The organism is Mycobacterium sp. PS03-16 (assembly GCF_004570325.1).
GTDB lineage: Bacteria > Actinomycetota > Actinomycetes > Mycobacteriales > Mycobacteriaceae > Mycobacterium.
On the sequence record NZ_SPQO01000008.1, the window covers coordinates 78,501 to 103,716 of the forward strand.

The window sequence follows — 25,216 nt, forward strand, 5'->3', positions numbered from 1 at the left end:
CCTCCCAATATTTCAGATACTGAACTATTCATCAAGTGAACTATGCTGACGGGGTGGCAGAGGTCGACCGGGCCGCGCTCGAAGCGCAGATCGCCGCCGACGTGCGCGCGCTGTCCGCCGAGTCCGAGCAGATCGGTCGGGTGTTCGCCGCGCGACATGACGTGTCCGCCAACGACTTTCGCGCGCTGCTGCACATCATGGTGGCCGAGACCGCGGGCCGCCCGCTGACCGCGGGCGAGCTGCGCACGCTGATGGGGATGTCCGGGGCGGCGATCACCTACTTGGTGGAGCGGATGATCGCCTCCGGCCACGTGCGCCGGGAATCCGACCCGGCCGACCGCCGCAAGGTGATCCTGCGCGTCGCCGAGCACGGGATGGGGGTGGCCGGCCAGTTCTTCGCGCCACTGGCCGAACACGCCAACCGGGCCATGGCCGATCTGCCCGACGCGGACCTCGCGGCGGCCCACCGCACGTTCGCCGCGCTGCTCGACGCGATGGGCGCCTTCCGGCGCGACCTCGACGTTTAACGTCGGTTGAGGGTCGCCTCTTCGAGGTCGAGTCCGTGCAGCACCGTGCGCAGCACCTCGTCGTCGATGTGGCCGCTGTCGCGTTCGGCGATCAACGCCGCGCGTTCGGCCGCCAGCATCTCCAACCGCAGTCGCCGGAACGCCGACGCCGGGCCTTCCCCGATGTCGTCGTCGCCGCGGCCGAGTCGCTCCCACGCCGAGTTGCGCCGCCGGGTGTTCCAGCTGCGCAGCACCTCGGCCGCCTGCTCGTGCACCTCCGACCCGCCGCCGGCGCGCTGCTCGGCCAGCACGTCGTCCAGGCGCTGCGCGGCCGCCCGCGCCGCCTTGTCCTGCGCGGCCGCCGCGGCGACGGCGTCGGTGTGGGCCTCGTCGCTCTGCACGCCCAGCCAGCGGATCACCCACGGCAGCGTCAGCCCGTGCAGCAGCAGCGTGCCCACCACCACCACGAACGTCAGGAACACCAGCTGGGGGCGGCCGGGGAACGCCGCCCCCGACAGCGTCGTCAGCGGCACCGCGAACGCCGCGGCCAGCGACACCACGCCGCGCATCCCGGCCCACGCGACCACGAACACCTGTGCCGCGGGCGGCCCGGGTTCGCGGGCCCGCCGTGTGGCCGACAGCGCCCGCGGCAGGTAGGCGAAGACGTACACCCACGCGATGCGCACCGCGATGACCGTGGCCAGCACCGCCGCCGAGGACACCGCGAGCGTGGCCGCGGGGATACCGGCCAGCTCGTCGACGACCTTCGGCAGCTGCAGGCCGATCAGCAGGAACGCGAACGACTCGAGGACGAACTGCACCGCCTTCCACACCGCGAAGTCCTGCAGTCGCGTGGCGTAGCTGGCCCGCGTCGAACGCTGGCCCAGGATCAGTGCGGCCACCACCACCGCGATCACCCCCGACCCGTGCACCTCCTCGGCGATCAGGTAGATCGCGAACGGGGCGACGAGCCCGACCGCGCTCTCGACCAGCGGGTCGTCGAGCCGCGACCGGACGAACACGATCACCGCGCCCAGCGCACCGCCGACGGCCACTCCGCCAGCGGCGGCCAGCGCGAACGTGAGCAGCCCGTCGGTCCAGCTCGCCGCACCGCCGATGGCCAGGCCGAGCGCCACCTTGTAGGCGGTCAGCGCGGTCGCGTCGTTGAGCAGGCTCTCCCCGCCCAGCAGCGTCATCATCCGGCGCGGCAGCCCGAGCCGCCGGCCGATCGCCGTGGCCGACACCGCATCCGGCGGCGCGACGATCGCGCCGAGCGTGAGCGCCGCGGCGACCGTCAGCTCCGGCACCGTCAGATAGGCCACCACGCCGACCGCGAACGTCGTCGCCAACGGCAGCCCGACGGCCAGCATCCCGATCGAGCCGACGTTGCGCCGCAGCGCGACATAGCTGCTCTCCAGGCCCGCCGACCACAACAGCGGCGGCAGCACCACGTAGAGCACGAGCTCCGGTTCGAGCTGGATGTCGGGCACCGCCGGGATCAGTCCCGCGACCAGTCCGGCCACCACCAGGGCCAGCGGCGCGGACACATCGGCGCGGCGGGCCAGTGCCGCCAGCAGGATCGCCGCGGCCAGCACGGCCAGCAATGACGCACTCACCTCGCCGAGCCTCCTCTTGTCGTCGCATCCGTATCCTCGACCACCATGCGCAGCAGAGCATGGCGGGTATTCGGACGGCAGCGCCGCGGCGCCGCCGCGGCCCGCCCCTGTGAGCATCTCGTGACCAGCAACGCCGACACGCGGCCGCTCACTCCCGGGCACTGCCAGGGCTGCGCCGACCTGGGCGAACACACGTGGGCGCACCTGCGGATGTGCCTCACCTGCGGCCACGTCGGCTGCTGCGACTCCAGCCCGCACCAGCACGCCACCGAGCACTTCCACCGGACCGGTCACCCCGTGATGCGCTCGGTGGAACCGGGGGAGTCGTGGCGGTGGTGCTACATCGATCTCCGGGTGGGCTGACGATCTGGCAGGCTGGCGGCGATGAGTGACACAACCGAAGGGGAGACGTCCGACACCGACCCGTCGGTCGCGGTGTCGTCGGCGTCCACCGCACCCGAACCCGTGCCGGTGCCCGCCGCGCCGGACTCGCGGACCACCGTGGTGCTGCTGGGTTCGGGGGAGCTGAGCCGGGAACTGGCGCTGGCGTTCCAGCGGCTGGGCGCCTTCGTCGTCGCCGTCGACCGCTACGCCGGCGCCCCCGCGCATGCGGTGGCCGACCGCACGGCCGTGATCCGGATGACCGACGCCGACGCGCTCACCGCGCTCATCGACCGCGAACAGCCCCGCTACGTGGTGGCCGAATCCGGGGTCGTCGCCGCCGATGCGCTGATCGCCGTCGCCGAGCGCGACGGCGTGGACGTCTTCCCGACGCCGCGCGGCACCCGGCTCGGCCAGGACCGCGAGGGTTTGCGCCGGCTGGCCTCCGACGAACTCGGCCTTCCGACGGCGCCGTTCTGGTTCGCCGGCTCGGTCGAGGAGCTGGCCGCGGTCGCCCAGCACGCCGGCTTCCCGCTGGTGGTCAAACCGGTCAGCGGGGCGCCCGGCGAGGGGCAGTCGGTGCTGCTGCGCGCCGAGGACATCGAACCCGCCTGGCAGCGCGCCATCGCCGCGGGCCGCATCCCGCACAGCCGGGTGATGGCCGAGACCGTCGTCGAGGTGGACTTCGAGGTGACGCTGCTGACCGTGCGCAGCACCAGCCCGACCGGCCCGGCGGTGACGTTCTGCGAGCCGATCGGGCACCGGCTCGGCGACGGTGACGCGCTCGAGTCGTGGCAGCCGCAGCAGATGACGCCCGCCGCGCTGGACGCGGCCAAGTCGATCGCCGCGCGCATCGTCAACTCGCTCGGTGGGCGCGGGGTGTTCGCGGTGGAGCTGCTGGTGCGCGGTGACGAGGTGTACTTCGCCGATGTGCGGTGCCGGCCGCTGGACGCCGGGCTGGTGACGTTGCGCAGCCAGCGGCTGTCACAGTTCGAACTGCACGCCCGGGCGATCCTCGGCCTGTCGGTGGACACGATCATGATCTCGCCCGGCGCCGCCGAGGTGCGCTACGCGGGCACCGACACCCCGGTGACCGAACCGTCGGCCGCCGACCTGGCCGCGGTGCTGGCCGAGGCGCTCGCCACCCAGGAGAGCGATGTCCGGCTGTTCGACCGGCCCGACGAGACCGACGAGCGGCGGCGGCTCGCGCTGGCGACGGCCACCGCCCCGGATGTGATCATCGCCCGCGACCGGGCCCGCCGGGTCGGGGCGGCACTGCGCAAGCTGTGGTGACCGATGGCGCGTGAACCCGAACCGGATCCCGGCCGGCCCAGTGACCGGCCGACGGCCACGCCGTTCCTCGCGGCGCTGGTCATCATTGTTCTCGTCGTGATCGGAATCTGGCTGGTCCAGCTGTTCGAGGGCGACGAGCTGACCGACGAACAGCAGATCGGCCGTGCCGCGGTGGCGCAGAACGACGCGCTGCAGCGCGAGAGCTACGCCGACTACCGGTCCTACACCTGCGCCGAGGAGCACGGCACCGAGGCCGAAGTGCTGGACGCGCAGCGCGAGTCGAGCGCGCAGCAGGGCCCGCGGGTGATCGACGGCGTCGGCGGCGTCGAGGTCGACGGCGACCGCGCGACCGCCACCGTCACCTATCACTTCGAGCGCACCGAGGACGACAAATTCGAGGTCCCGACCACCTTCGTCCGCGAGGACGGGGCCTGGAAGGTCTGTTCGCCCGCCTCCGGCTAGGTGTGCGAGACTCGGCGCCGTGAGCTACGCGGGTGACATCACGCCGGAGGAGGCCTGGCGGATCCTCGACGACAACCCGGACGCGGTGCTGGTGGACTGCCGCACGGACGCCGAGTGGCGCTTCGTCGGCGTCCCGGATCTGTCCCCGCTGTCCCGCGACGTCGTGTTCGTCGAGTGGAACCGCACCGACGGCTCGCACAACGACGGGTTCGTCGACGATCTCGTCGAGAAGATCGGGGTCGCGGGCGCCGAAGGGCGGCCGGTGGTGTTCCTGTGCCGGTCGGGCAACCGGTCGATCGGCGCGGCGGAGGCCGCGACCGCGGCGGGCATCGGGCCGTCCTACAACATCCTCGACGGGTTCGAGGGCAACCTCGATGAGCGCGGACACCGGGGCGGCACCGGCTGGAAGGCCGTCGGACTCCCGTGGGTGCAGTCATGAGTTCAGAGGTGCCGTCGGTCCGCAGGCCGGCGGCGCTGCCCGAGGGGGTCGGTCAGGCGACGCTCGGCGTGCGCGGCGGTCTGCTGCGATCCGAGTTCGAAGAGACCGCCGAGGCGATGTACCTGACGTCGGGCTACGTCTACTCGTCGGCCGCCGAGGCCGAGAAGGCGTTCACCGGTGAGATCGACCGCTTCGTGTACTCGCGCTACGGCAACCCGACCATCTCGATGTTCGAGGAGCGGTTGCGGCTGATCGAGGGCGCGCCGGCCTGTTTCGCCACCGCGACCGGGATGGCGGCGGTGTTCACCTCGCTGGGCGCGCTGCTCGGCGCGGGTGACCGGCTGGTGGCCGCGCGGTCGCTGTTCGGGTCGTGCTTCGTGGTGTGCAACGAGATCCTGCCGCGCTGGGGTGTGGAGACCGTGTTCGTCGACGGCGACGACCTGTCGCAGTGGGAAGAGGCGCTGTCGGTCCCCACGCAGGCGGTGTTCTTCGAGACGCCGTCGAATCCGATGCAGTCGCTGGTCGACATCGCCGCAGTGTGCGAGATGGCCCACGCGGCGGGGGCAAAGGTGGTGTTGGACAACGTGTTCGCTACGCCGCTGCTGCAGCAGGGCATGCCGCTGGGCGCCGACGTCGTGGTGTACTCGGGCACCAAACACATCGACGGGCAGGGCCGAGTGCTCGGCGGGGCGATCCTCGGTTCACAGGAGTACATCGACGGTCCGGTGCAGAAGCTGATGCGCCACACCGGTCCCGCGATCAGCGCGTTCAACGCGTGGACGCTGCTCAAGGGTCTGGAGACGCTGGCGGTCCGGGTGGACTACGCCAACCGTTCGGCGCAGCGGATCGCCGAGTTCCTCGAAGACCACGCGTCGGTGAGCTGGGTGAAATACCCGTTCCTGGAATCACATCCGCAGTACGACCTGGCCAAACGCCAGATGAGCGGCGGCGGCACCGTGGTCACCTTCGAGCTGTCCGGCGGCAAGGAGCGGGCGTTCGAGGTGCTCGACAAGCTCGCGCTGATCGACATCTCCAACAACCTGGGCGACGCGAAGTCGCTGATCACCCATCCGGCGACGACGACGCACCGCGCGATGGGTCCGGAGGGCCGCGCGGCGATCGGGCTCGGTGACGGCGTGGTGCGGATCTCGGTCGGCCTCGAGGGCACCGACGATCTGATCGGCGACCTCGACCGGGCGTTGGGCTGACGTGTCTCGGCGGACGCAGGCGAAGAAGGCCCGCCGCAAGAAGCGTCAGGCCGCCAAGGGGCCCCGCTGGACGCCCGTCGAGGACGATCTCACTGTCATCGACGAGGAACTCACCGAGCGCGGCTGGGAGTTCGACGTCGATCACTCCACCGACGAGATGGCGACCTGGTACTACCCGCCGTCGGGCATCGAGACCGACGACGACACCGTCGAACCGGTCACGCGGATCTGGCTGACCGAGGACGAGGACTGGCACGTCATCCTCGTCGGCGCCGGCGAGCAGGGCGTGGACTACGCCTTCGAAGCCGAGTCGCTGCTGGAGAACCTCGAGGCCATCGAGGCATATCGCGCCGGCGAGCCGGAGCCGTCGTTCGAGTAGCGCGCCGGGTGTGCGCGCCGAGTTCTACAACAGGGTTGCTCTGAGGCGGATCGAGCGACCCTGTTGCAGAACTCGGTGAACATCGACGGGTCGACCCGTCAGCTCTTGGTGCCGCCTTCGACGACGCCCAGCGCCGACTGCGCGCGGTCCTCGTAGCTCTTGCGCTTGGCGGTGTCGAATTCGAGGAACACGTTGTCCAGTCCGAGCTTGCGGTTCATCCAGCGCCGGCCACGCGGGCCGAGCATCTGCGCCGCCTGCGCGGTGAACCGCAGGAACGGCGGCACGGCGACGTGAGTCTTCGGCTTGTCGAGCGTCTTGACGATCGCCGCCGCGATGTCCTCGGGCTCGACGGGCTTGGTGCCGACGGTCTCCCGCGTGCCGGAGATCAGATCGGTGTTGGTGAACGGCGGCATGACCACCGACACATGGATCCCGTGCGGCGCCATCTCGTCGGCCAGCGCGGCCGAGAGCCCGACGACGCCGAACTTCGCGCCGACGTACACGACCTGCCCGGGCACGGGGATGACACCGGACAGCGAGGCGATGTTGATGATGTGGCCGCGGCCGCGCGCGACCATGTCGGGCAGCGCGAGCTGGCATCCGGCGATGACGCCGTAGAGGTTCACCTCGATCGACGAGCGGATCGACTGCTCGGACTGGTCGAGGAACGGGCCGATCGGCATCACACCGGCGTTGTTGATCAGCACGTCGATGTGCCCGCCGCCGTCGGTGCGCGCCTTGTCGAGGAAGGTGGCGAACGACTCCCGGTCGGTCACGTCGAGCGGGTAACCCGACACCGGGCCGAGCTTGGTCAGCTTCGCGACCGAGGATTCCTGAAGGGCGACGTCGCGATCCCCGATCACGACGCGCGCGCCGCGACGCAGCAGCGCCTCGGCGGTCGCGTATCCGATGCCCCGCGCAGCTCCGGTGATGGCGATGGTCTTGCCACGGATGTTGTCCATGCCGCCGAACTTTACAGGTGTCAAGTTTTGATCGGAAGAGGTGGCCCACGTCTCATCCGCCGGGCTGATGCGGGCCCGCGCGCGCCGGTGCGATGGAATGGACGCCGGTGAACACCGAACTGGAATTCGTGCCCGTGGGCCAGGACGATCCGCTGGCCCAGCCGCTGCTGCGGCAACTGGCCGACGAGTACGCCGACCGATACGAAGGCCGCGCCGACAAGATCCTGACGTGGCTGAGCGGCTATCCGGCCGCCGAGTTCGCCGCCCCCGACGGCGCGCTGCTGATGGGAGTGGTCGGCGGCCGCCCGGTCACCGGGGGCGCGTTCCGCCGCTTCGACGCCGACACCGCCGAACTCAAACGCATTTGGACCGACCGCGGCCACCGCCGCCGCGGGTTCGGCAAGGCGCTACTCGCCGCGCTCGAAGCCGAGATCGCCGCCCGCGGGTACCGCCGCATCTACCTGACCACCGGCGACCGGCAACCCGAGGCCGAAGCGCTCTACCTGGCCACCGGCTACCGCCGGCTCGACGAACCGCTGCCCGCCGAGGGCGAGGTGTACCCGGTCGCGTTCATCAAGACGCTGGCATGACAGGTCCGGCCGTTAGGCTGGCCGCCAGTACCGCACACACCGTGGGGGTTCCGCAGTGCCGATCTCGCAGGCGGCCGTGGGATGGCTGATGCTGCTCGGTGCCGTCGTGATCGGCGCCGCCGGCGTCATGTTTCGCGCGTTCGTCGGACGCCGAGCCGACCGACACGTCGTCGGCCGGCTGATCCGGCGGCTGCGCACCACGCGGCTGGGCCGGGCGTTCTTCGGCCCGGTCCACGGGGACGCGCTGGAGCCCGAGAGCCTCGATGAGATGATCCTGATGCCGACGATCGTCGTGGCGTCCGGCCTGTGCTTGACCGCGCTTTTCCTGCTGGGCTACGAGTTCCTCGGCTGAGCCGCCATCGCCTGGCGCACCGCCTCCCCGATGGCCCCGCGCCACACCGGGCCGTGCCCGGGCAGCAGCACCTCGGTGTCCAGCGCCCCGAGTGTCGCGAGGCTGCGTACGCAGCCCGGTTGGTCGTGGTTGAACAGCGACGGCAGCAGCGTCGGACGCTCGCGGGACAGCAGCGGGTGCCCGGTGACCAGCGCGTCGCCACTGACCAGCACGCGGTCCACGACGTACGAACAGTGACCACCGGTATGCCCGGGCGTCGGGACCGCGGTGGGTGCGCCGGGCAGGCCGGCGGCAATGTCGGCGGTGAGCGGCTGCACGGTGGGGATTCCGCCGCGCTCCATCCCGCCCTTGCGGCTGATCGCCAGCGACCACTTCAGCCAGCGCGGGTGCCACACGTGCTTGGCGACGTCGACCGGCGACACCTGTTCGAGGTACTCGCGCTTGGCGTGGCCGACTTCCGCGGTGTGCGCGTAGACCGGCACCCCGTGCGCGTGGGCCAGCCAGATCGCCGACCCGAAATGGTCGACGTGCGCGTGCGTCAGCAGGATTGCGCGGATGTCGCCGACGCCGAATCCCAGCCGGCGCACGGAGTCGACGACGTCGTCGCGGTGCCCGGGGAACCCCGCATCGATCAGCAGGACGCCGGTCTCGTCGGCCACCACGGTCCAGTTGACCAGGTCGGTGCGGGCGAGGTGTACGCGTTCGGTGACCGCTTCGAGGGCTGCTGACATGTCGCGAGTGTAGGGATACGAGTAGAAAGAAGACGTGGCTGAACTCAAACTCGGATACAAGGCGTCGGCGGAGCAGTTCGCGCCGCGGGAGCTCGTCGAACTGGCCGTGGCGGCCGAAGCGCACGGGATGGACAGCGCGACGGTCAGCGACCACTTCCAGCCCTGGCGTCACGAGGGCGGTCACGCACCGTTCTCGCTGGCGTGGATGACCGCCGTCGGGGAGCGGACCGAGCGTCTGCAACTGGGCACCTCGGTGCTCACGCCGACGTTCCGCTACAACCCGGCCGTGATCGCGCAGGCGTTCGCGACAATGGCGTGCCTGTACCCGGGCCGGATCTTCCTGGGCGTCGGCACCGGTGAGGCGCTCAACGAGATCGCCACCGGATACGAGGGGGAGTGGCCGGAGTTCAAGGAGCGCTTCGCCCGCCTGCGGGAGTCGGTGCGCCTCATGCGGGAGCTGTGGCTGGGCGACCGGGTGGACTTCGACGGCGAGTACTACCGCACCAAGGGCGCCTCCATCTACGACGTCCCCGAAGACGGTGTGCCGGTGTACATCGCCGCCGGCGGCCCGGTGGTGGCCAAGTACGCCGGCCGCGCCGGTGACGGGTTCATCTGCACCTCCGGCAAGGGCGAGGAGCTGTACAAGGACAAGCTCATCCCCGCCGTGTCAGAAGGTGCAGCGGGGGCCGGCAAAGAGCTCGACGACATCGACCGCATGATCGAGATCAAGATCTCCTACGACACCGATCCCGAACTGGCGCTGGAGAACACGCGATTCTGGGCGCCGCTGTCGCTGACCGCCGAGCAGAAGCACAGCATCGACGACCCGATGGAGATGGAGAAGGCCGCCGACGAGCTGCCGATCGAGCAGGTCGCCAAGCGCTGGATCGTCGCCTCGGATCCCGACGAAGCGGTCGAGAAGGTCAAGGACTACGTCGACTGGGGCCTCAACCACCTCGTCTTCCACGCCCCGGGCCACGATCAGCGCCGGTTCCTCGAACTGTTCCAGCGGGATCTGGAGCCGCGGCTGCGCAAGCTGGCCTGAGCGGGGTCACCGCCCGAGCACACGCTGCTCGAACAGATCGGCGCCCCGGCGCACGCCGCCGGTGGCGGCGAAACCCGCCGCGACCCGGCGGGCGCCCGCCGACATCGTCATCGCCTGACGCACCCCTGCGCGAAGAGTTCTGTCCGACAGGCGTTTCGATGGTATGCGAGTGCCGCACCGTGCGACCGTGACCCGTCGCGCCACCTCCGTCTGGTCACGGCCGTAGGGCACCACACACACCGGCACACCCCGGGTGAGTGCCTTCTGGGTGGCGCCCATCCCGCCGTGCGTCACGGCGCAGACGGCACGGTCGAGCACCGGGCCATGGGGCAGGAACCGATGCACTGTCGCATTACCGGTCAGCGGGTAGTCGGCGGGATCGCCGGCCGGGACCGTGGCGACCACGTGGACGGGCTCGTCGCGCAGGGCGTCGAACGCGATCGACACGAGATCGGCGTCGGCCTGCTTCTCCGACGACGTCGTCACCAGAACGACGGGATGGGCGAGCCCGTCCAGCCAGCTCACATCGTCGTCGCTCGGAACGTCGATGTCGCAGGGTCCGATCATGTGGACCCCTTCGCCCCAGTCGCCGAAGGGGTACTGAAAGGGGGCTCCGCTGGCGATGAAGATCAGTGGGGACCGGCGCAGAAAGGCGTCCATCGACCGGACCGGCGGTAGGTCGAGGCGGGTACGGATCGTGTCGACGGGTGGGCGCATGATGCGCTCGAACGAACGCGTCACCACCGCTGACACCGCCGCGTCGCGCAGCCGCCCGGCCACCCCGGGAATCGGCCGCAGTCCCGGACCGAAGGGTGGCATCCCGCGGCATCTCATGGGCGGGGTGAATGGCGAGAACGTCACCCACGGAAGGCCGGAGGCCTCGGCCGTCGACAACGCACCCCAGCAGTTCACGTCGATCACAAGTGCATCCGGCCGCACGTCGCCGACTGCACGCGCGAGGTCGTCGATCTCACGGACCGCTCGCTTCCCCAACGCCGCGATACCCGCCTCGAGTGCCTCGAGCGGCTTGGACGCGTGCCAGTCATCGAGTTCGATGGCTTCGATCCGCGGGTCGATCGGCTCGGCCTCGAAGCCGAATTGACGGGCGATACCGACGCCGTCGGAGAGGGTTCTGACGTGCACCGCATGCCCGCGACGCCCCAACTCGGCGAGCAGTGCGCTGATCGGCAGCAGGTGGCCCAGCGCCGGGGAGGTGTAAGCCAGGACGGTACCCATACTCACCGGCCGTCCATGCCGGCATCGACGAGGCGGCGGGCACCGGCGAGCCGGCCGTGCGCACCGACGTCCTGACACGCTGTCAGATACTGGCGCGCCGCCTCGACGTAATCGCCTGCGTCGCCATCGGTTCGGGCCAGCAGGGCCCGGGCCCGCAGCCACCACAGATCCACGCCGGGAATCCCGACGCGGCGCGTCTTCCACTCGTCGACGAGCCGGCGGGCCTCCGCACGGTCGCCTGCGAAATCCCGTTCGAGGAGGAGTTCCACCAGGGCCTCCACCGGTAGCCCGGCAAGCAGCCGGGAGCCGCCGTGAGTCACCTGGTCAACGGTGCGCCACAGACGTTCCACCACGCCGTCGGCGTCGCCGCTGCGTGCCGATTCCCGCGACAGGTCCGCGGCGACGGCCACGCCCATGAGGACGCTCACCCGGTGTTTGTCGATCGCCTCGGCAGCAGTGCGCAACGAGGTGATCGCCTCGCATCGTGGGACGGACGCGCTGCGCAGGCCGGCGGCTCCATAGCCGAAGTGCGCGGCCACCATCGCGAGGATGTCGCCGACCTCCTCGGCCCTCCGCACTCCCTCCCGCATCTCATCGACGATGTCGTCGACGTCGCACAACCCGAGCGCGACGAGGAAGCTCGGAAGGGCCAGCACCGCGGCACGATTCACCGGCGGGAGTTCCCTCGCCCGTCGCATCCCGTCGCGGAGGTAGCGCTGCCCGCTGTCGGACCGCCCACACAGGATGTCGATGACACCCTTCATCATGATGGCCGGCGCGAGTTCGATCATCGGTACGCCGCCAGGTACGGTCTCGATCGCGTCAATGGCCGCGAGCGCCGCCGCAAAGTCGCAGTCAGCGAAGCGCGCGAACGCCACTGCGTTGAGGATGATGCCCGTGGCCGATGCATCGCAGGTGAGCTCGCCGAGATGCTCAGTGAGTTCGTCGGCCAGTGTCACCGCTTCGGGGACGCGGTGGTCGTTGAGCGCGAACGCCCAGATGCGTCCAGCCGTCGCGACGGCCAGCGACGTCAGGTCACCGCCGGCCGAAGTGAGTTCACGCAGTCGTCGATACCGTGTGTCCGCGTCCGGGTCCGCGCCCACATAGAGAAGGGTCGACACCAGCATCGTGCGCGGGACGATGCGCATCGGGACGACGCCGGGGTGATCATCGGGCAGTCGGTCGGCGATGCTCTCGGCGTGCGCCCAGTGGTTGCGTGCGGCGGGAAGGTCCCTCGATCGCAACCACTCTGCCGCGCGGAGATGCCAGTGATACGCGTCGGTCAGGTCGCCGGCGGCTTCGAGGTGCGTGGCGATCTGCGCCGCGTTCTCGTCTTCCCCCGCCGGATTCCGAGCTCGGATGGCAGCTGCGACTTTGCGGTGCATCCGCGACCGCGTCGTGCTCAGCTGCGATTCGTAGGCGACGGTGCGCACCAAGGGGTGCCGGAAGCAGTATCGCTGGTGGGGGACGAAGTGGGTCTGGTCGATGAGTTCGGCGGAGACGAGTTCGGCGAGGCGCGCGGGTACGGGCTCGCAGAGCAGCGACGTGAGCGCGTCGAGGTCGAACCGCGTTCCCACGACGGCGGCCGCGTTCAACACGGACTTCGTCGCAGGCGGCAGCCGGTCGATGCGCGCAGCGAGCACCGCCTGCACCGTCGCCGGAACGGCGATCTCACCGATCGGCCGGGCGAGGCGGTAGTCACCACGAACGCCGGACAGGATCCCCCGGTCGGCGAGATCGCGGATGATCTCCTCCAGGTAGAACGGGTTGCCGGCGGCGGCCGCGGTGAGCTTGTTCGTGAGCTGCTGCGTCGTGGGGTTCTGGCCGAGGATCAGGTGGGCCAACTGCACAAGCATCGCGTCGGTGAGCGGCTGCAGCGCGATCACCTCGGCGGCGGCACGGCGGAGTTCGCCGTGGAATTCGGGGCGAAACGTCGTTAGAAACAGGGCCGGGGATTGGGCCAGCAGGGCGGCGCACTCTGCGAGAACGGCATCGCTGGGCGCGTCGATCCAGTGCACGTCCTCGACCACGAGGACGATGCGCCGAGGCCGCCGCCGCAGCGCACGAGTGGTCAGCTCGACCAGTCGACGCCGGCGGCCGTCGATGTTGGTCTGTGTGTCGGGTGAGGCCTTCTGCGCGATGCCCATCACCTCGAACAGGATCTGTGCGTCGGCCGACCGCGGATCAAGACCGGGACACTGGACCGCGGTGCGCGCGCGGGCGTCCTCGTCGGCGAGGCCGGTGACCGCGAACAACTCCCGCAGCAACCGCGACAGCGCCCGGAACGCGTGGTTGGTGGTGTGGGCCTCGCAGCGCGCGATCACGATGTCCGCGTCGGATTCGACGGCTGCGGTGAATTCGTCGGTGAGCCGGCTCTTGCCCAGACCGGGTGCGCCCATCACGGCGACCAGCCCGCCGCGGTCCGCCGTGAAACGATCGCGCAGGAACCGCATTTCGTGGTCGCGGCCGAGCAAGACCGACTCGTTGCGGCCGACGATCGCCTTGGCCGGTGCGGCAGTGATGAGGCGGCGGGCGGCCACGTGCTCGTCGAGGCCTTTGACGGCGACCTTCTCGACCGGTCCCAGCTGCACCTTGTGTTCGACCAGATGTGCCGTGGACTCCGAGCACAGCACGCTGTTGGGCGCTGCGGCGGATTCCATGCGCTGAGCCATGCCGACGGAATGGCCGACCGCCGTGTAGCGTCCGGGACCCGAACCGATGTGTCCGGCGATCACCTCACCCGAATTCACACCGATCCGCAGTTCGAGTGAGATCCCGTCACGCCGCCGAACGTCGGCGGCGAACCTCTGGGTCACCGATTGGATCTCTGAAGCCGCGATGCAGGCCCGCAGTGCGTGGTCTTCCAGGGCGAACGGGGCGCCGAACACAGCCATGAGGCCGTCACCGGTGAATTTGTCCACCGTGCCCTGATATCGCTGAACGACTGCGGCCGCCCGGTTGAACAACTCGTTCATCAGCTCCTGGAAGCGCTCGGAATCCAGTTGCGCGGCGAGACGCATCGACCCGACGACGTCGGCGAACAACACCGTGACCTGTTTGCGCTCACCCGCGGTGTGCGGTTCTGCCACCGGCGTCCCACAGTCGTCGCAGAAGCGCGCCCGCGCGCGCAGGGCGTTACCGCAAGCCCTGCACCGCCCGGTGATGTCGCTGACCACGCTGACCATTGGCCGACTTCCCGCACGAACCGTTACGAACCCTCATCATCACGCAAGGGGCGGAGGCGGGGTCTGTATCGACAGAAAAGTCGCCGGCCGAGCTCACCCGGGCGCGGGTCGGCCGGTGACCTCGTACACCCGGAACCGCTCGTCGCCGGTCACGCCGTACACCGAGTGCACCAGCGTGCCCAGCCCCGCGCCGTCCCGCCACAGGTCGGGGTAGCGCACGTTGAGCGCATCGGCGTTGCTGATCGTCGGGTTGCTGGCGACGATGTAGCGGATCCCGAAGTCCCACGGCCGGTTCAACGTGGTGGTGAAGTCGTAGTCGCTGGTGATGACGAACTGCTTCGGGCGGTCCGAGGCCAGCCAGATGCCCCACGTGTTGAACGTGTCCATCAGGATCGACCCGTCGGGGAGTTGCTTGCGGTCGAAGTAGTCGGCCAGTGCGCGGTCGTTGACCATGAGCCGGCGGTACCACTGCTCCGACGGCGGGTAGGTGTGCGGATCGGCCAGCGAGCGCAGACCGAACTGCAACTGCTGGTTGCCGATTCGCTCGTCGGACATCGCCGCCACCGTCACCGGGAAGCCGACGGTCAGCGACGCGCACAGCAGCGCCGCGCCCGTGCGCCCGGCCGCCCCGACGCCGCGCGCCTCGTGGCGCACGCCGCGCGACCGCGGCTGCCACAGTGCCAGTGCGACGCAGACCACGAGCGGGATCGCGAGCAGGTAGAACCGGAACCAGCCGAACGTCGTCGACGAGTACTGCCCCCACGCGGCGAACGCCAGCACGGGCCCGAAGGTGGCCACCGGCACCAGCGCGTCGGCGCCGCGCCGCAACACCGCGTATCCGACGGCGCCCGCCGCGGCCAGCAGCGCGAACGGCTGCATGCCGAGTAGTCGTGCGGCGATCACCACCCAGTCATCGGAGGCAGCGCCAGCCAGCGGGTTCGCGCGCTCCATCGCGGCGGTGACCTGGCTGTCGTTGCCGTACTGCGAGGACAGCGTCGCGAACAGCTCCCCCGACACCACCCACCCGGTGAGCGCCCACGTGACGAACGCCGTGATCAGCGGGAACAGCACGATCAGCACGCTGAGGATCACCGAGTTCACCCGCTGCGACCGCGCCGCACGGTGCCACGCGACCACCGCCACCAGCAGGGCCGCACCGCACGCGGCGGGCACGGCCTCGTAGCGGGACAGGTACCCCACGCCGAGCGCGATCCCGGCCCAGCCGAGATCGCCGACGCGGCCGGCGTGTGCCCACTGCATGAGATGCCGGACGCACCACACCAGGCAGAACGTCTCGGCCGCCTCGCTCATCCCGGAGGCGCCGTAGATGATGATCATCGGCTGCAGCGCGAAGCACGCCACGGCCAGCCACCGCCACCCCGCCCCGACCCCGCGGTCCAACGCGATGCGCCGGATGAGCACGCCAGCGCCGGCCATGAACAACGCGCTCTGCACCACGGCGGCCAACCCGTGGGTCTTGAGTTCCGGCCACCAGTCGGTGAACAGCAGCACCGGGATCTCGACCAGGCTGGGCAGCGGATTCCACACGAAGCCGATCGCCGACAGGTGCGGCTGCCGGCTCATCAGCACGTATCCCGCGTTGGCCACCCGGCTCGGCGCATCGGGGTCGAACATGTTGTAGCGCAAGATCAACACGGCACCGACGGTGAAGTACAGCGCGGTCAACACGGCGAACAACGCCACCCCCCAGATCCGCCGGGGCGCACCGCTGGATCCGGTGCCGGCGGTGGTGACCGCGTCCAGAGGCGCGGTCACCGGCGGTGAACTCACCGGGTCACCGGACTCGGCGGCGGTACCGGATGAGCACGACGGCGCCCGCCGCGACGACGATCGTCAGGCCCGCGGCCAGCGAGGCCCACGTCCACCACTTCCACGGGTCGCCGGGGTACTCGTTGACCAGGCCGCCGCCCTCGCGCACGGTGAGGTTGACCGTCTGGCGGGCGGGGCCGGTGGCGACCACGTCGCCGGTCAGCGACGCCCACCGGTCGGGCAGCCCGCGGATGTGGTCGAAGGCGGTGTCGACCAGCGACCAGTCCCCGTTGCTCGAGATCGCCAGCACCGTGCGGTCATTGTGGGTGAAGGCCTGCACCACGCCGACCGGACCACCCAGGTCGACATCGGTATCGGGCGCCCCGTTGACGCCGACGGCGCCCGCGTCGCCGGGCAGCAGCGGCGGGTTCATCCCGGCCGCGGAAAGCTCCGCGCCGCCGTCGACCACCAGCAGGCCGGTGCCCGAGCCGGCCGCGGCACCGAACCCGGTGAGCCGTGGCCGGAGTGCGCCGGTGGTCTGCTGACCCATCAGGTTGATCGCCTGCGCGGCGTAGCCGAGGTGCTCGGGACGGTCGATCGCGACGTCGAAGTCGGGGGTGAACGCCATGGGCAGCACGGGGAATCCGCCCCGGTTGCGGGTGCCGGGGGTGACGGTCACCGTGGACTGCGGATCGAGCGCGAAGGTCATCCGGTCATTGATCGGTGCGCACTCCTGGCGCGGCAGGTAGCGCAGCTCCAGCGCCATCCCGATGTTGGAGGTGATCGATTCCGCCGGGATGTCGCCGGTGATGTCGAGAACGCCGGATTCGTCGAGCCGCTGGGTGGCCAGCACGGTGGACCCGGACCGGATCAGCACCGACGCCTCACCGCCGACGACAGGGGTGTAGCGGGCTTTGAGGTGCACGGTGGCGTGCGTGATCGGGCCGAGTGCGAACTGGCTGACGTCGAATCCGGCGTAGAGGGTGCTGGTGCCCAGCACCGACGCCTCACCGGTCATGCCGAGCTGCGCGAAGGTCTTGATGTCGGTCGATTCCGTCCGGGTCAGCGACGCCGAAAGCGTTGCCGCCGTGCTGTTCTGAGCGAGGCCGAACCGGCGGTCGGCGAAGAGATCGATCTGCTCGATGAGCTCCTCACCGCTGCCGGTGACGGCCAGCAGGGCGCCCGGCGTGCCGGGGTTCTCGACGCTGACACCGGCGGGGCCGCCGTCGCGGATATCGATCACCCGCAGGGCCGGGCCGCCGGGCGGGGCGGGCGCGTCGGAGGTGTCGACGTCGATGCGCACCGGCATCGGCCGGTAGAGGTCGGTCAGCTCGGCGACCAGGTTCAGCGCAGCCTGCTGCTGGAACTGCGTCGGGGCGCTGCCCACCCGGATGACGATCCGGTCGAGGACGCCGGGCAGGAAGTCGGCCACCGACACGGGGTCCGGGGTGGCGCCGGCCAACGAGCTGGCCAGCCGGCTGATGGTGAGCGCGGGAGGCTGGGTGCAGCTCGTGGCGGCCTGTCCGCGGTCGCGGAGCACGAACTCGAGCGCGGCCTTGTCGTCGACGACCTCGGCGGTCGAGATGTCCAGGGTGAACGGGACGTTGGCGGCGTCGGGCGGGACCGGGACGACGCCCAGCAGGGTGCCGCGGCTGTCGGTGACCTCCACCCGGCCGTCGGTCACATTGACCACCGAGCCGAGCTGACCGGTCAGTGCGAGCGGGCGCACGCCGGAAGGCAGCGGGATCGTCACGCCCACCGGCTGATTCGCCCCGAACACCTCCAGAGCGTCGGACACCCCGAGTGCCTCCCATCCGATGACGGGCGGGCCCGGATCGGTGATGACGGTGTTCGCCGGTTGGGCGTGTGCGATCGCTGGTGCTGCGGTCAGCGCCACGCCGGCGGCGGCGACGGTGGCGAAGACACGCGTGAGCATGGTCATGGCTGTCCTTTGGAGGTCGAGGGGTCAGGCGGAGGGGGAGAGGCCGTGAACGGTCTTCTCCCAGAACGAGGGTCGGGCGATGAGTTGGTAGACGGCCTTGATCGCGGCCACCGACTGCAACATCCAGTACAGCGGCGCCAGCAGAGCCGCCCACCACAGATGCGGCTTGCCCAGGGCCTGGGTGACGATGAGGCCGGCGAACACCGACAGCGGCGCGCAGATCAACAGCAGCGCCAGGCACACGTAGTAGGTGACCGGCGGGAAGAGCAGTTCGACCACCGGCGGCCGGCCCAGCACCCAGACGAACAGCGTGAACCAGAACACCACGTTGAGCGCGCTGGTGATGGGGACACCGCCGGTCATGTTGATCAGCCGCAAGAACGCCTTGACGCCGAGTTCGCGACGCAGCGCCACGGGTCCGCGCAGGGCGACCAGCATGGTCTGCAGGTAGCCCTTGTACCAGCGGGAGCGCTGCCGGATCCAGTTGACGACATCGGAATTGGCCTCTTCCAGCGTCACCGAGTCGAGGATGCGGGTGCGGTACCCGTGGCGTGCCAGGCGCACGCCGAGGTCGGCGTCCTCGGTCACGTTGAACTCGTCCCACCCGCCGATCTCCCGCCACACCCGCACCGGCATGTGGTTGGACGTACCGCCGAGCGGGACCACGCAGCCGGACTGTTCGACCGCCGGCAGCACGACGCCGAACCACTGGTCGTACTCCAGCGAGAACAACCGGGTGAGCAGGTTCTGGCGTTCGTTGAAGTAGCCGAGCCGGGCCTGCAGGCAGCCGATATCAGCCGGAGCGCGGCGGAATCCGGCGACCGCGCGTCGCAGCTGCAGCGGGTCGGGAATGTCCTCGGCGTCATAGATCGTCAGGTACTCGCCCCGCAGGTCCGGCAGCGACATGCCGTAGTTGCACGCCTTCGGCTTCGTCTTGGGCAGGCTGTGCGGGACGAGCACGATGCGCACCGACTGCAGGTCCGCGCCGAGCAGCGCCTCCTGGGTGGCGAGGTCGTCCTCCTCGACCAGCAGCAGGATCTCGAGCTTGTCGGCCGGGTAGTCCAGTCGGCCGACACCGTTGATGAGGTTGGTGACGATGGTCGGTTCGTCGTAGACGGGCAGCAGCACGGTGTAGACCGGCAGCTCGTCGTCGGGTATCGCCAGTGCTTCGTCGGCGCTGACGGTGAGCATCGCCGATGAACGCAGTCCGCGGAACAGCAGGTAGTTGCGGTCGACGGTCGAGACGAGGTAGGCCAGCGCGCACGCCCCCGTCACCGCCGGTGCCAGGGCGGACGGCCAGGCGCCGACCGCGGCGGCGAGGGCCGCGGCGATCGCGGCCAGGCACAGCAGCGCGCGCGGTCCGAGCAGTCCGCGGGCCGACAGGTGCGCCGGCAGCAGCGTCGGATGGGACTCAGGCATCGGGGGCGGTGCCGCTCACGGGTTCCGGCGCGGCGGCCTGGCGCAGACCGGCGGCCAGGGAAGTCGCGTGCTGCAGGACCACGGGGTCGACGACACCGCTGGAGTCCGGCTGCTGGCGGGCCACCCACAGCGCGGGCCGCACCGACGCGTCGAAGAGCGTGACCGGTTTCGGCGCGGGCAGCGAGCGCGCACTGTTCAGCGACTGGTTGGACAGCACCGTGACCTGCTGGAACACCTCACCCGCGCGCCATTGCCAGGTGATGGCCAGCCAGTCGTCGCGGCCGCCGACGCGGGCGGTGTCGGCGTTCGTGTGGGCCATCAGCGCGCCGGCCGGCAGGCCGGAGTCCGCGGGCGCGGGCCGGTATTCGGCGGGACGCGCCGCCGGGTACCACATCAGGTCGGCGGCCTCGGTGAGCGCCGTCCGGTCGGCGGCGGTCATCACGTCGACGGCGATCGCGGGGCGAAGGGGTGTGGTGGCGACGCGGTAGCGCACCAGTTCGACGTCGGGCCCGGCGTAGCGGGTCATGAAGTCGTAGGACACCGGTGAGGTCAACCCGGCCCGGTCGGCCCAGTCGATGTCGACGGCGGGCAGGGGGCCGGTGGGTGCGCCGGCGTTGGGCGCCAGCACGGCCAGCGCGGCGGCCATCGCCGCGAGGACCCCGACCGTTCGGACGGACAGTGCGTGCGGGGCGGTCCACGACCCGACACCGGCAGGGGTGCGGCGGCAGCACACGATGGCGGTGACCGGGAACACACCGCCCACCAGCAGCGTGGTGACCGCCAGCGGCAGGTGCGCGGCGGCGGCGACGATCACCACCGTCGAGACGGCGGCGCAGGTGGCCGCGGCGACGAGGCGGCGCCACCACCCGGCCATCGGCGAGGCCAGCGCGACCGCGACGGTCCCGGCCAGCGCGGCGGGAACCGCCGCCGCGGCGTCGGAGCCGCCGAATGCCGCGCTGACCAGGACGAGCGGCAGGGGGCTCACGCAGCAGATCGCGAACACCCACAGGGGCCACATGCGGGCGACGTGCCGCACGCCGAAGAGCACGCTGAGTGCGGCCGCGAAGATCACCACCCCACCGAAGTTGTGCAGGTGCCACAGCGCGGCGAGGGTCGGCATGCGCTGCCCGAGCAGCCACAGGCCGGCCAGCGCCGGAATCGCCACCAGTGCGGCGATGATCCAGTTCGACTCGGTGTCGGCGACACCCCGGGGTGCGCTGCGGTAACCGGAGGCGATCGCGACGACCAGCAGGGGCAGCACCGCGAGCAGCGACGTGCGGGACCCGTTGAGCGCGGCGGTGACCGTCTCGGCGTAACCGGGACCGACGGCCAGGGCGGTCAGACTGACCGCGACCGCGAGCCGTAGCGGAAACCAGAAGCGGTCGAGACGCGCCGTCACCGTCTCGATTCGGACCTCGGGTAGGTCGACTAGAAAATTCGCATATCGCGTTTCAGTAACAGTCATGACGACACCGCCATGCTTGCGCGGGCAAGAGAAAACTGACAGACGTCGGCAGATAAGGGCAGTTCCACTACCATTCCTGACTCGCGAGTAAGTTATTGACGCTCACGTTCTTTACGTGGCGACGCGACTTTAGCAAAGGAACATCCAATAACCACAACTGCGCGTATACGTCACATTTTTGTGTCCGTTCAAGTACTCGTGACCCGTGTCGTCCTCAGGCCTGCTGGCCGTGCCTGCAGCGATACGGCAGGCTTGAGGCGTGCCCGAGGATCCTGGTCCCCGCATCTCCGCCATATACGTCGCGTCGCCGGAGGGTGACACCGGAAAGTCGACGATCGCCCTCGGACTGCTGGACCGGCTGGCGGCCACCGTCGCCCGCGTCGCGGTGTTCCGGCCCATCACCCGGCGTCCCGAGCGGCACGGGGCAGAGCCGGGGGATCGGGACTACATCCTCGAGCTCCTGCTCGCCCACACCACGGCGGGTCTGCCCTACGAGGATTGCGTCGGCGTCGGCTACCAGCAGCTGCACGAGGACCCCGACGGGGCGCTCGCCGAGATCGTCGACCGCTTCCACCGGGTCGCCGACCGGTGCGATGCGGTCCTGATCGTCGGCAGCGACTACACCGACGTGGCGAGCCCGAGCGAGTTGTCGATGAACGCGCGCATCGCGGCGAACCTCGGCGCACCGGTGGTGCTGGCGGTCAAGGCGAAAAATCGCACCCCCGCCGAGGTGGCGCAGGTCGTCGAGGTGTGCCTCGACGAGATCACGGCCCAGCACGCGTTCACCGCCGCTGTGGTGGCCAACCGGTGTGACCCACCTCAGCTGGCCGCGGTGTGCGAGGCGCTGCAGCGTCCGGACGGTCCGCAGGCCTACGTCCTGCCCGAAGAGCCCCTGCTGGTGGCCCCGTCGGTCGCCGAGCTGCGCGACGCCGTCGACGGCACCCTCGTCAGCGGCGACGACACGCTGCTGAGTCGGGAAGCGCTCGACGTGCTGGTGGCCGGCATGACCGCAGAACACGTGCTGGAACGGCTGACCGAGGGCGTCGCGGTCATCACCCCGGGAGACCGCTCCGACGTGGTGCTCGCCGTCGTGAGCGCGCATGCCGCCGAGGGGTTTCCGTCACTGTCCGGAATCATCCTCAACGGAGGGCTCGAGCTGCATCCCTCGATCGCGGCACTGGTGTCGGGCCTCGGCCTGCGGCTGCCCGTCATCGCCACCGGGTACGGCACGTACGACACCGCGCGCCGGGTCGCGGAGACCCGGGGCCGGGTGACCGCGGCGTCGGCGCGCAAGATCGACACCGCGCTGGCGCTGATGGACGAGCACGTCGACACCGCGGACCTTTTGAGCAGGTTGGCGATTCCGATCCCGACAGTGACGACCCCCCAGATGTTCACCTACCAGCTGCTCGACCGCGCCAGGTCGGACCGCAAACGGATCGTGCTGCCCGAAGGCGACGACGACCGCATCCTCCAGGCCGCGGGCCGGTTGCTGCAGCGCGGGGTGGCCGACCTCACCATCCTCGGCGAGGAGGCGCGAGTCCGTTCCCGCGCAGCCGAATTGGGTGTCGATCTGACCGAGGCCACGGTGATCGACCCCCGCACCAGTGACCTGTGCGATCAGTTCGCGAGTCAGTACGCCGAACTGCGCAAGCACAAGGGGGTGAGCGTCGAGCAGGCCCGCGAGACCATCCACGACGTGTCGTACTTCGGCACGATGCTGGTGCACAACGACCTGGTCGACGGCATGGTCTCCGGCGCCGCGCACACCACCGCCCACACCGTGCGCCCCGCGTTCGAGATCATCAAGACGATGCCCGATGTGTCGACGGTGTCGAGCATCTTCCTGATGTGCCTGGCCGACCGGGTGCTGGCCTACGGGGACTGCGCGATCGTGCCCGACCCGACGGCGGAGCAACTGGCCGACATCGCGATCTCCTCGGCGCGCACCGCGGCGCAGTTCGGGATCGACCCGCGGGTGGCGATGCTGTCGTACTCCACCGGTACGTCGGGCTCCGGGGCCGAGGTGGAGAAGGTCCGTGAGGCCACCGAACTGGTGCGCAAACGAGAGCCGGAGCTGTTGGTGGAGGGACCCATTCAGTACGACGCGGCGGTGGAACCGTCGGTCGCCAAGACCAAGATGCCGGACTCCCCGGTGGCCGGCCGGGCGACGGTGCTCATCTTCCCGGACCTCAACACCGGCAACAACACCTACAAGGCCGTGCAGCGCAGCGCCGGGGCCATCGCGATCGGCCCGGTGCTGCAGGGCCTCAACAAGCCGGTCAACGACCTGTCGCGCGGGGCGCTGGTCGAGGACATCGTCAACACGGTCGCGATCACCGCGATTCAGGCCCAGGGCACGGGCCCGGTACCGCAGGAGCAGCGATGACGCGTACGGTTCTGGTCCTCAACTCCGGCTCATCGTCGGTCAAAGTGCAACTGATCGACCCGGATTCGGGCGCCTCGCTGGCCGACGGCATCGTCGAGCGCATCGGTGAGGACGCCTCGCCGGCCAGCCTCACAGTCGGCGAGCGGGAGGTGACCCGGGAGCAACCGGTGGCCGACCACGACGCCGCCCTGCGCACCGCGTTCGAGCTGTTCGACGAGGCGGGCGCCGAACTGGGGTCGGTCGGGCTGGTCGCGGTCGGGCACCGCGTCGTACACGGTGGCCCTGATCTGTACCGTCCGACGGTGATCGACGACGGGCTGGTCGCCACCCTCGACGAGCTGGCGCCGCTCGCCCCGCTGCACAACCCGCCCGCGGTGCTCGGGATCGGTGTGGCGCGCAAGGCGTTACCCGATGTCCCGCACGTCGCGGTGTTCGACACCGCGTTCTTCCACGACCTGCCGCCCGCCGCGGCCACGTACGCCATCGACCGGGACCTGGCCGCCCGCTGGCACATCCGCCGGTACGGTTTTCACGGCACATCGCACCAGTACGTCAGCGAGCAGGCGGCGCTCTTCCTCGACGCGCCGCTGGCCTCGCTCAGCCAGATCGTGCTGCACCTCGGCAACGGGGCGTCGGCCTCGGCCATCCTGGGCGGGCGGCCGGTCGACACGTCGATGGGGCTGACGCCGATGGAGGGCCTGGTGATGGGCACCCGCTCCGGCGACATCGATCCCGGTGTGCTGACCTATCTGTGGCGCACCGCGGGAATGAGCATCGAGGACATCGAGACGATGCTCAACAAGCGCTCCGGCGTACGCGGTCTCGGCGGGGAGATCGACTTCCGCGTCCTGCACCAGCGGATCGAATCCGGCGACGAGGCAGCGCAACTCGCCTACGACGTGTACGTCCACCGGCTGCGCAAATACATCGGCGCCTACCTCGCACTGCTGGGCACCGCCGACGTCATCACGTTCACCGCCGGGGTGGGGGAGAACGACGCCGCGGTGCGGCGCGACGCCTTGTCCGGGCTGGCGCCGTTGGGCATCGAGCTCGACGAGCACCTCAACGCCAGCCCCGGTCGGGCCGCCCGGCGGATCTCCGCGGAGAGCTCGCCGACCACGGTGCTGGTGGTGCCGACCAACGAGGAACTCGCGATCGCCCGCGCCTGCATGCAGGTGATCTAACGGCGGCGGGCCACCACCACGTCGTCGTGCGTGTGCTGCCCCTGCGCGCCGGCCGGCGTGGCACGGGGCCGGCGCCGCTGCACGCGCACCTCCCACCCGTCGCCGAGCAGCGCCACCACGTCGTCGTGCATCAGGTAGTCCGCGGGATCGAACCCGTGCGCCTTCGCCGTGGCCTCGTCGACGTCGGCGTGATGGACCACCAGCAGGGTGCCGCCGGGCCCGACGGCGCCCAGCAGCGCCTTCTGCGCGTCGCCCCCGGCGGAGTGCCGCAGCGCCGGATAGTGCGCGGTGACGAGATCGAAGCCGTCCGAGGGTAACTCGGCGTCCTCCAGGGAGCCACGGCACCACTGCACCTGCACCCCGGCGTCTTGCGCGCGCTGCGCCGCCCGGTCGAGCGCCACCTGGGAGACGTCCATCGCCGTCACCCGCCAGCCCTGCTGCGCGAGCCAGATCGCCTCGGCGCCCAGCCCGCAGCCGATGTCCAGTGCGCGGCCCGCGGTCAGCCCGGCGGTCTCGGCGATCAGCACCGCGTTGGGCTGTGCGCCCGAGAGGTCCCACCCCTTGTACCGTTCGTCCCACTCGGCGGTCAGCGTGTCTCGTTCGTGTGCACCCATGGCACCCAGGATCGCTGCGGTCCGACCCAGCGGCAACACCGATTGCCG

At 70.4% G+C, this 25,216-nt stretch carries 22 protein-coding genes; 12 read left to right on the forward strand and 10 right to left on the reverse strand.

The features are described from left to right. Window positions 1-53 precede the first annotated feature (53 nt). Window positions 54-527: a MarR family winged helix-turn-helix transcriptional regulator gene (locus E4P42_RS09310; RefSeq protein ID WP_135125419.1), complete on the forward strand. Its 474-nt coding sequence runs from the start codon at window positions 54-56 to the stop codon at window positions 525-527. On the opposite strand, the gene E4P42_RS09315 is transcribed toward E4P42_RS09310, so the two are convergent. After that, entirely contained in the window at window positions 524-2,122 is a 1,599-nt protein-coding gene (locus E4P42_RS09315) for a Na+/H+ antiporter (protein WP_135125421.1), read from the reverse strand. The two genes, E4P42_RS09310 and E4P42_RS09315, sit on opposite strands and share 4 nt — an antisense overlap. 45 nt (window positions 2,123-2,167) lie before the next feature. Between E4P42_RS09315 and E4P42_RS09320 the strand changes: the two genes are divergently transcribed. From E4P42_RS09320 to E4P42_RS09345, 6 genes are read left to right on the forward strand one after another with little or no spacing between them, the layout of a single operon-like run. Next, a complete protein-coding gene (locus E4P42_RS09320) occupies window positions 2,168-2,485 on the forward strand; it encodes a UBP-type zinc finger domain-containing protein (protein WP_135125423.1) in 318 nt (105 codons plus the stop codon). Window positions 2,486-2,506: 21 nt separating this feature from the next. Beyond that, on the forward strand, window positions 2,507-3,796 hold the full coding sequence (gene purT, locus E4P42_RS09325; RefSeq protein ID WP_135125425.1) for a formate-dependent phosphoribosylglycinamide formyltransferase: 1,290 nt from the start codon (window positions 2,507-2,509) through the stop codon (window positions 3,794-3,796). A 3-nt stretch (window positions 3,797-3,799) separates the two neighbouring features. Further along, window positions 3,800-4,258 carry a lumazine-binding protein gene (locus tag E4P42_RS09330; protein WP_135125427.1) on the forward strand — a complete coding sequence of 153 codons (459 nt, stop codon included), beginning with the start codon at window positions 3,800-3,802 and terminating at the stop codon, window positions 4,256-4,258. A 19-nt stretch (window positions 4,259-4,277) separates the two neighbouring features. Next, on the forward strand, window positions 4,278-4,697 hold the full coding sequence (locus E4P42_RS09335) for a rhodanese-like domain-containing protein (RefSeq protein ID WP_135125429.1): 420 nt from the start codon (window positions 4,278-4,280) through the stop codon (window positions 4,695-4,697). Further along, on the forward strand, window positions 4,694-5,905 hold the full coding sequence (locus E4P42_RS09340) for an O-succinylhomoserine sulfhydrylase (protein ID WP_135125431.1): 1,212 nt from the start codon (window positions 4,694-4,696) through the stop codon (window positions 5,903-5,905). Before E4P42_RS09335 ends, E4P42_RS09340 begins: the two co-directional genes overlap by 4 nt. Before the next feature lies 1 nt (window position 5,906). After that, window positions 5,907-6,284 carry a hypothetical protein gene (locus E4P42_RS09345; RefSeq protein WP_135125433.1) on the forward strand — a complete coding sequence of 126 codons (378 nt, stop codon included), beginning with the start codon at window positions 5,907-5,909 and terminating at the stop codon, window positions 6,282-6,284. A gap of 98 nt (window positions 6,285-6,382) precedes the next feature. On the opposite strand, the gene E4P42_RS09350 is transcribed toward E4P42_RS09345, so the two are convergent. After that, the gene (locus E4P42_RS09350; RefSeq protein ID WP_135125435.1) at window positions 6,383-7,246 is read right to left on the reverse strand and encodes an SDR family oxidoreductase; all 864 of its coding nucleotides are present in this window, start codon (window positions 7,244-7,246) and stop codon (window positions 6,383-6,385) included. Between the two features lie 92 nt (window positions 7,247-7,338). Between E4P42_RS09350 and E4P42_RS09355 the strand changes: the two genes are divergently transcribed. Together E4P42_RS09355 and E4P42_RS09360 are read left to right on the forward strand one after the other, a co-directional pair. Beyond that, window positions 7,339-7,836 (forward strand): GNAT family N-acetyltransferase, encoded by a 498-nt coding sequence (locus E4P42_RS09355; RefSeq protein WP_209305735.1) that lies wholly within the window; start codon window positions 7,339-7,341, stop codon window positions 7,834-7,836. Window positions 7,837-7,891: 55 nt separating this feature from the next. Next, window positions 7,892-8,188 (forward strand): hypothetical protein, encoded by a 297-nt coding sequence (locus tag E4P42_RS09360; RefSeq protein ID WP_371287004.1) that lies wholly within the window; start codon window positions 7,892-7,894, stop codon window positions 8,186-8,188. Here the strand turns inward: E4P42_RS09360 and E4P42_RS09365 are convergent. Then, entirely contained in the window at window positions 8,170-8,919 is a 750-nt protein-coding gene (locus E4P42_RS09365) for an MBL fold metallo-hydrolase (protein ID WP_135125439.1), read from the reverse strand. The two genes, E4P42_RS09360 and E4P42_RS09365, sit on opposite strands and share 19 nt — an antisense overlap. 34 nt (window positions 8,920-8,953) lie before the next feature. On the opposite strand from E4P42_RS09365, the gene fgd reads away from it, so the two are divergent. Further along, window positions 8,954-9,964: a glucose-6-phosphate dehydrogenase (coenzyme-F420) gene (fgd, locus tag E4P42_RS09370; protein ID WP_135125441.1), complete on the forward strand. Its 1,011-nt coding sequence runs from the start codon at window positions 8,954-8,956 to the stop codon at window positions 9,962-9,964. Window positions 9,965-9,970: 6 nt separating this feature from the next. Here fgd and E4P42_RS09375 read toward each other — a convergent pair whose 3' ends face one another. The 6 genes from E4P42_RS09375 to E4P42_RS09400 all read right to left on the reverse strand — a co-directional run bounded on the left by E4P42_RS09375 (window position 9,971) and on the right by E4P42_RS09400 (window position 20,915). Continuing rightward, window positions 9,971-11,200 (reverse strand): nucleotide disphospho-sugar-binding domain-containing protein, encoded by a 1,230-nt coding sequence (locus E4P42_RS09375; RefSeq protein ID WP_135125632.1) that lies wholly within the window; start codon window positions 11,198-11,200, stop codon window positions 9,971-9,973. A gap of 2 nt (window positions 11,201-11,202) precedes the next feature. Next, window positions 11,203-14,289 (reverse strand): adenylate/guanylate cyclase domain-containing protein, encoded by a 3,087-nt coding sequence (locus tag E4P42_RS09380; protein ID WP_245233957.1) that lies wholly within the window; start codon window positions 14,287-14,289, stop codon window positions 11,203-11,205. 189 nt (window positions 14,290-14,478) lie between these two features. Further along, window positions 14,479-16,161, reverse strand: a complete 1,683-nt coding sequence (locus tag E4P42_RS09385; RefSeq protein WP_245233958.1) for a glycosyltransferase family 39 protein — start codon at window positions 16,159-16,161, stop codon at window positions 14,479-14,481. Between the two features lie 19 nt (window positions 16,162-16,180). After that, a complete protein-coding gene (locus tag E4P42_RS09390) occupies window positions 16,181-18,097 on the reverse strand; it encodes a hypothetical protein (protein ID WP_135125445.1) in 1,917 nt (638 codons plus the stop codon). A 24-nt stretch (window positions 18,098-18,121) separates the two neighbouring features. Then, window positions 18,122-19,516 carry a glycosyltransferase family 2 protein gene (locus E4P42_RS09395; protein WP_135125447.1) on the reverse strand — a complete coding sequence of 465 codons (1,395 nt, stop codon included), beginning with the start codon at window positions 19,514-19,516 and terminating at the stop codon, window positions 18,122-18,124. Continuing rightward, window positions 19,509-20,915 (reverse strand): hypothetical protein, encoded by a 1,407-nt coding sequence (locus E4P42_RS09400; RefSeq protein WP_135125449.1) that lies wholly within the window; start codon window positions 20,913-20,915, stop codon window positions 19,509-19,511. The genes E4P42_RS09395 and E4P42_RS09400 overlap by 8 nt, the downstream gene beginning before the upstream one ends. Before the next feature lie 349 nt (window positions 20,916-21,264). On the opposite strand from E4P42_RS09400, the gene pta reads away from it, so the two are divergent. Next, the gene (pta, locus tag E4P42_RS09405; protein ID WP_135125636.1) at window positions 21,265-23,370 is read left to right on the forward strand and encodes a phosphate acetyltransferase; all 2,106 of its coding nucleotides are present in this window, start codon (window positions 21,265-21,267) and stop codon (window positions 23,368-23,370) included. Continuing rightward, window positions 23,367-24,554, forward strand: coding sequence for an acetate kinase (locus E4P42_RS09410; protein ID WP_135125451.1), 1,188 nt, complete (start codon window positions 23,367-23,369; stop codon window positions 24,552-24,554). The genes pta and E4P42_RS09410 overlap by 4 nt, the downstream gene beginning before the upstream one ends. Here the strand turns inward: E4P42_RS09410 and E4P42_RS09415 are convergent. Then, window positions 24,551-25,168 carry a class I SAM-dependent methyltransferase gene (locus tag E4P42_RS09415; RefSeq protein WP_135125453.1) on the reverse strand — a complete coding sequence of 206 codons (618 nt, stop codon included), beginning with the start codon at window positions 25,166-25,168 and terminating at the stop codon, window positions 24,551-24,553. The genes E4P42_RS09410 and E4P42_RS09415 overlap by 4 nt on opposite strands. Between the last annotated feature and the right edge of the window lie 48 nt (window positions 25,169-25,216).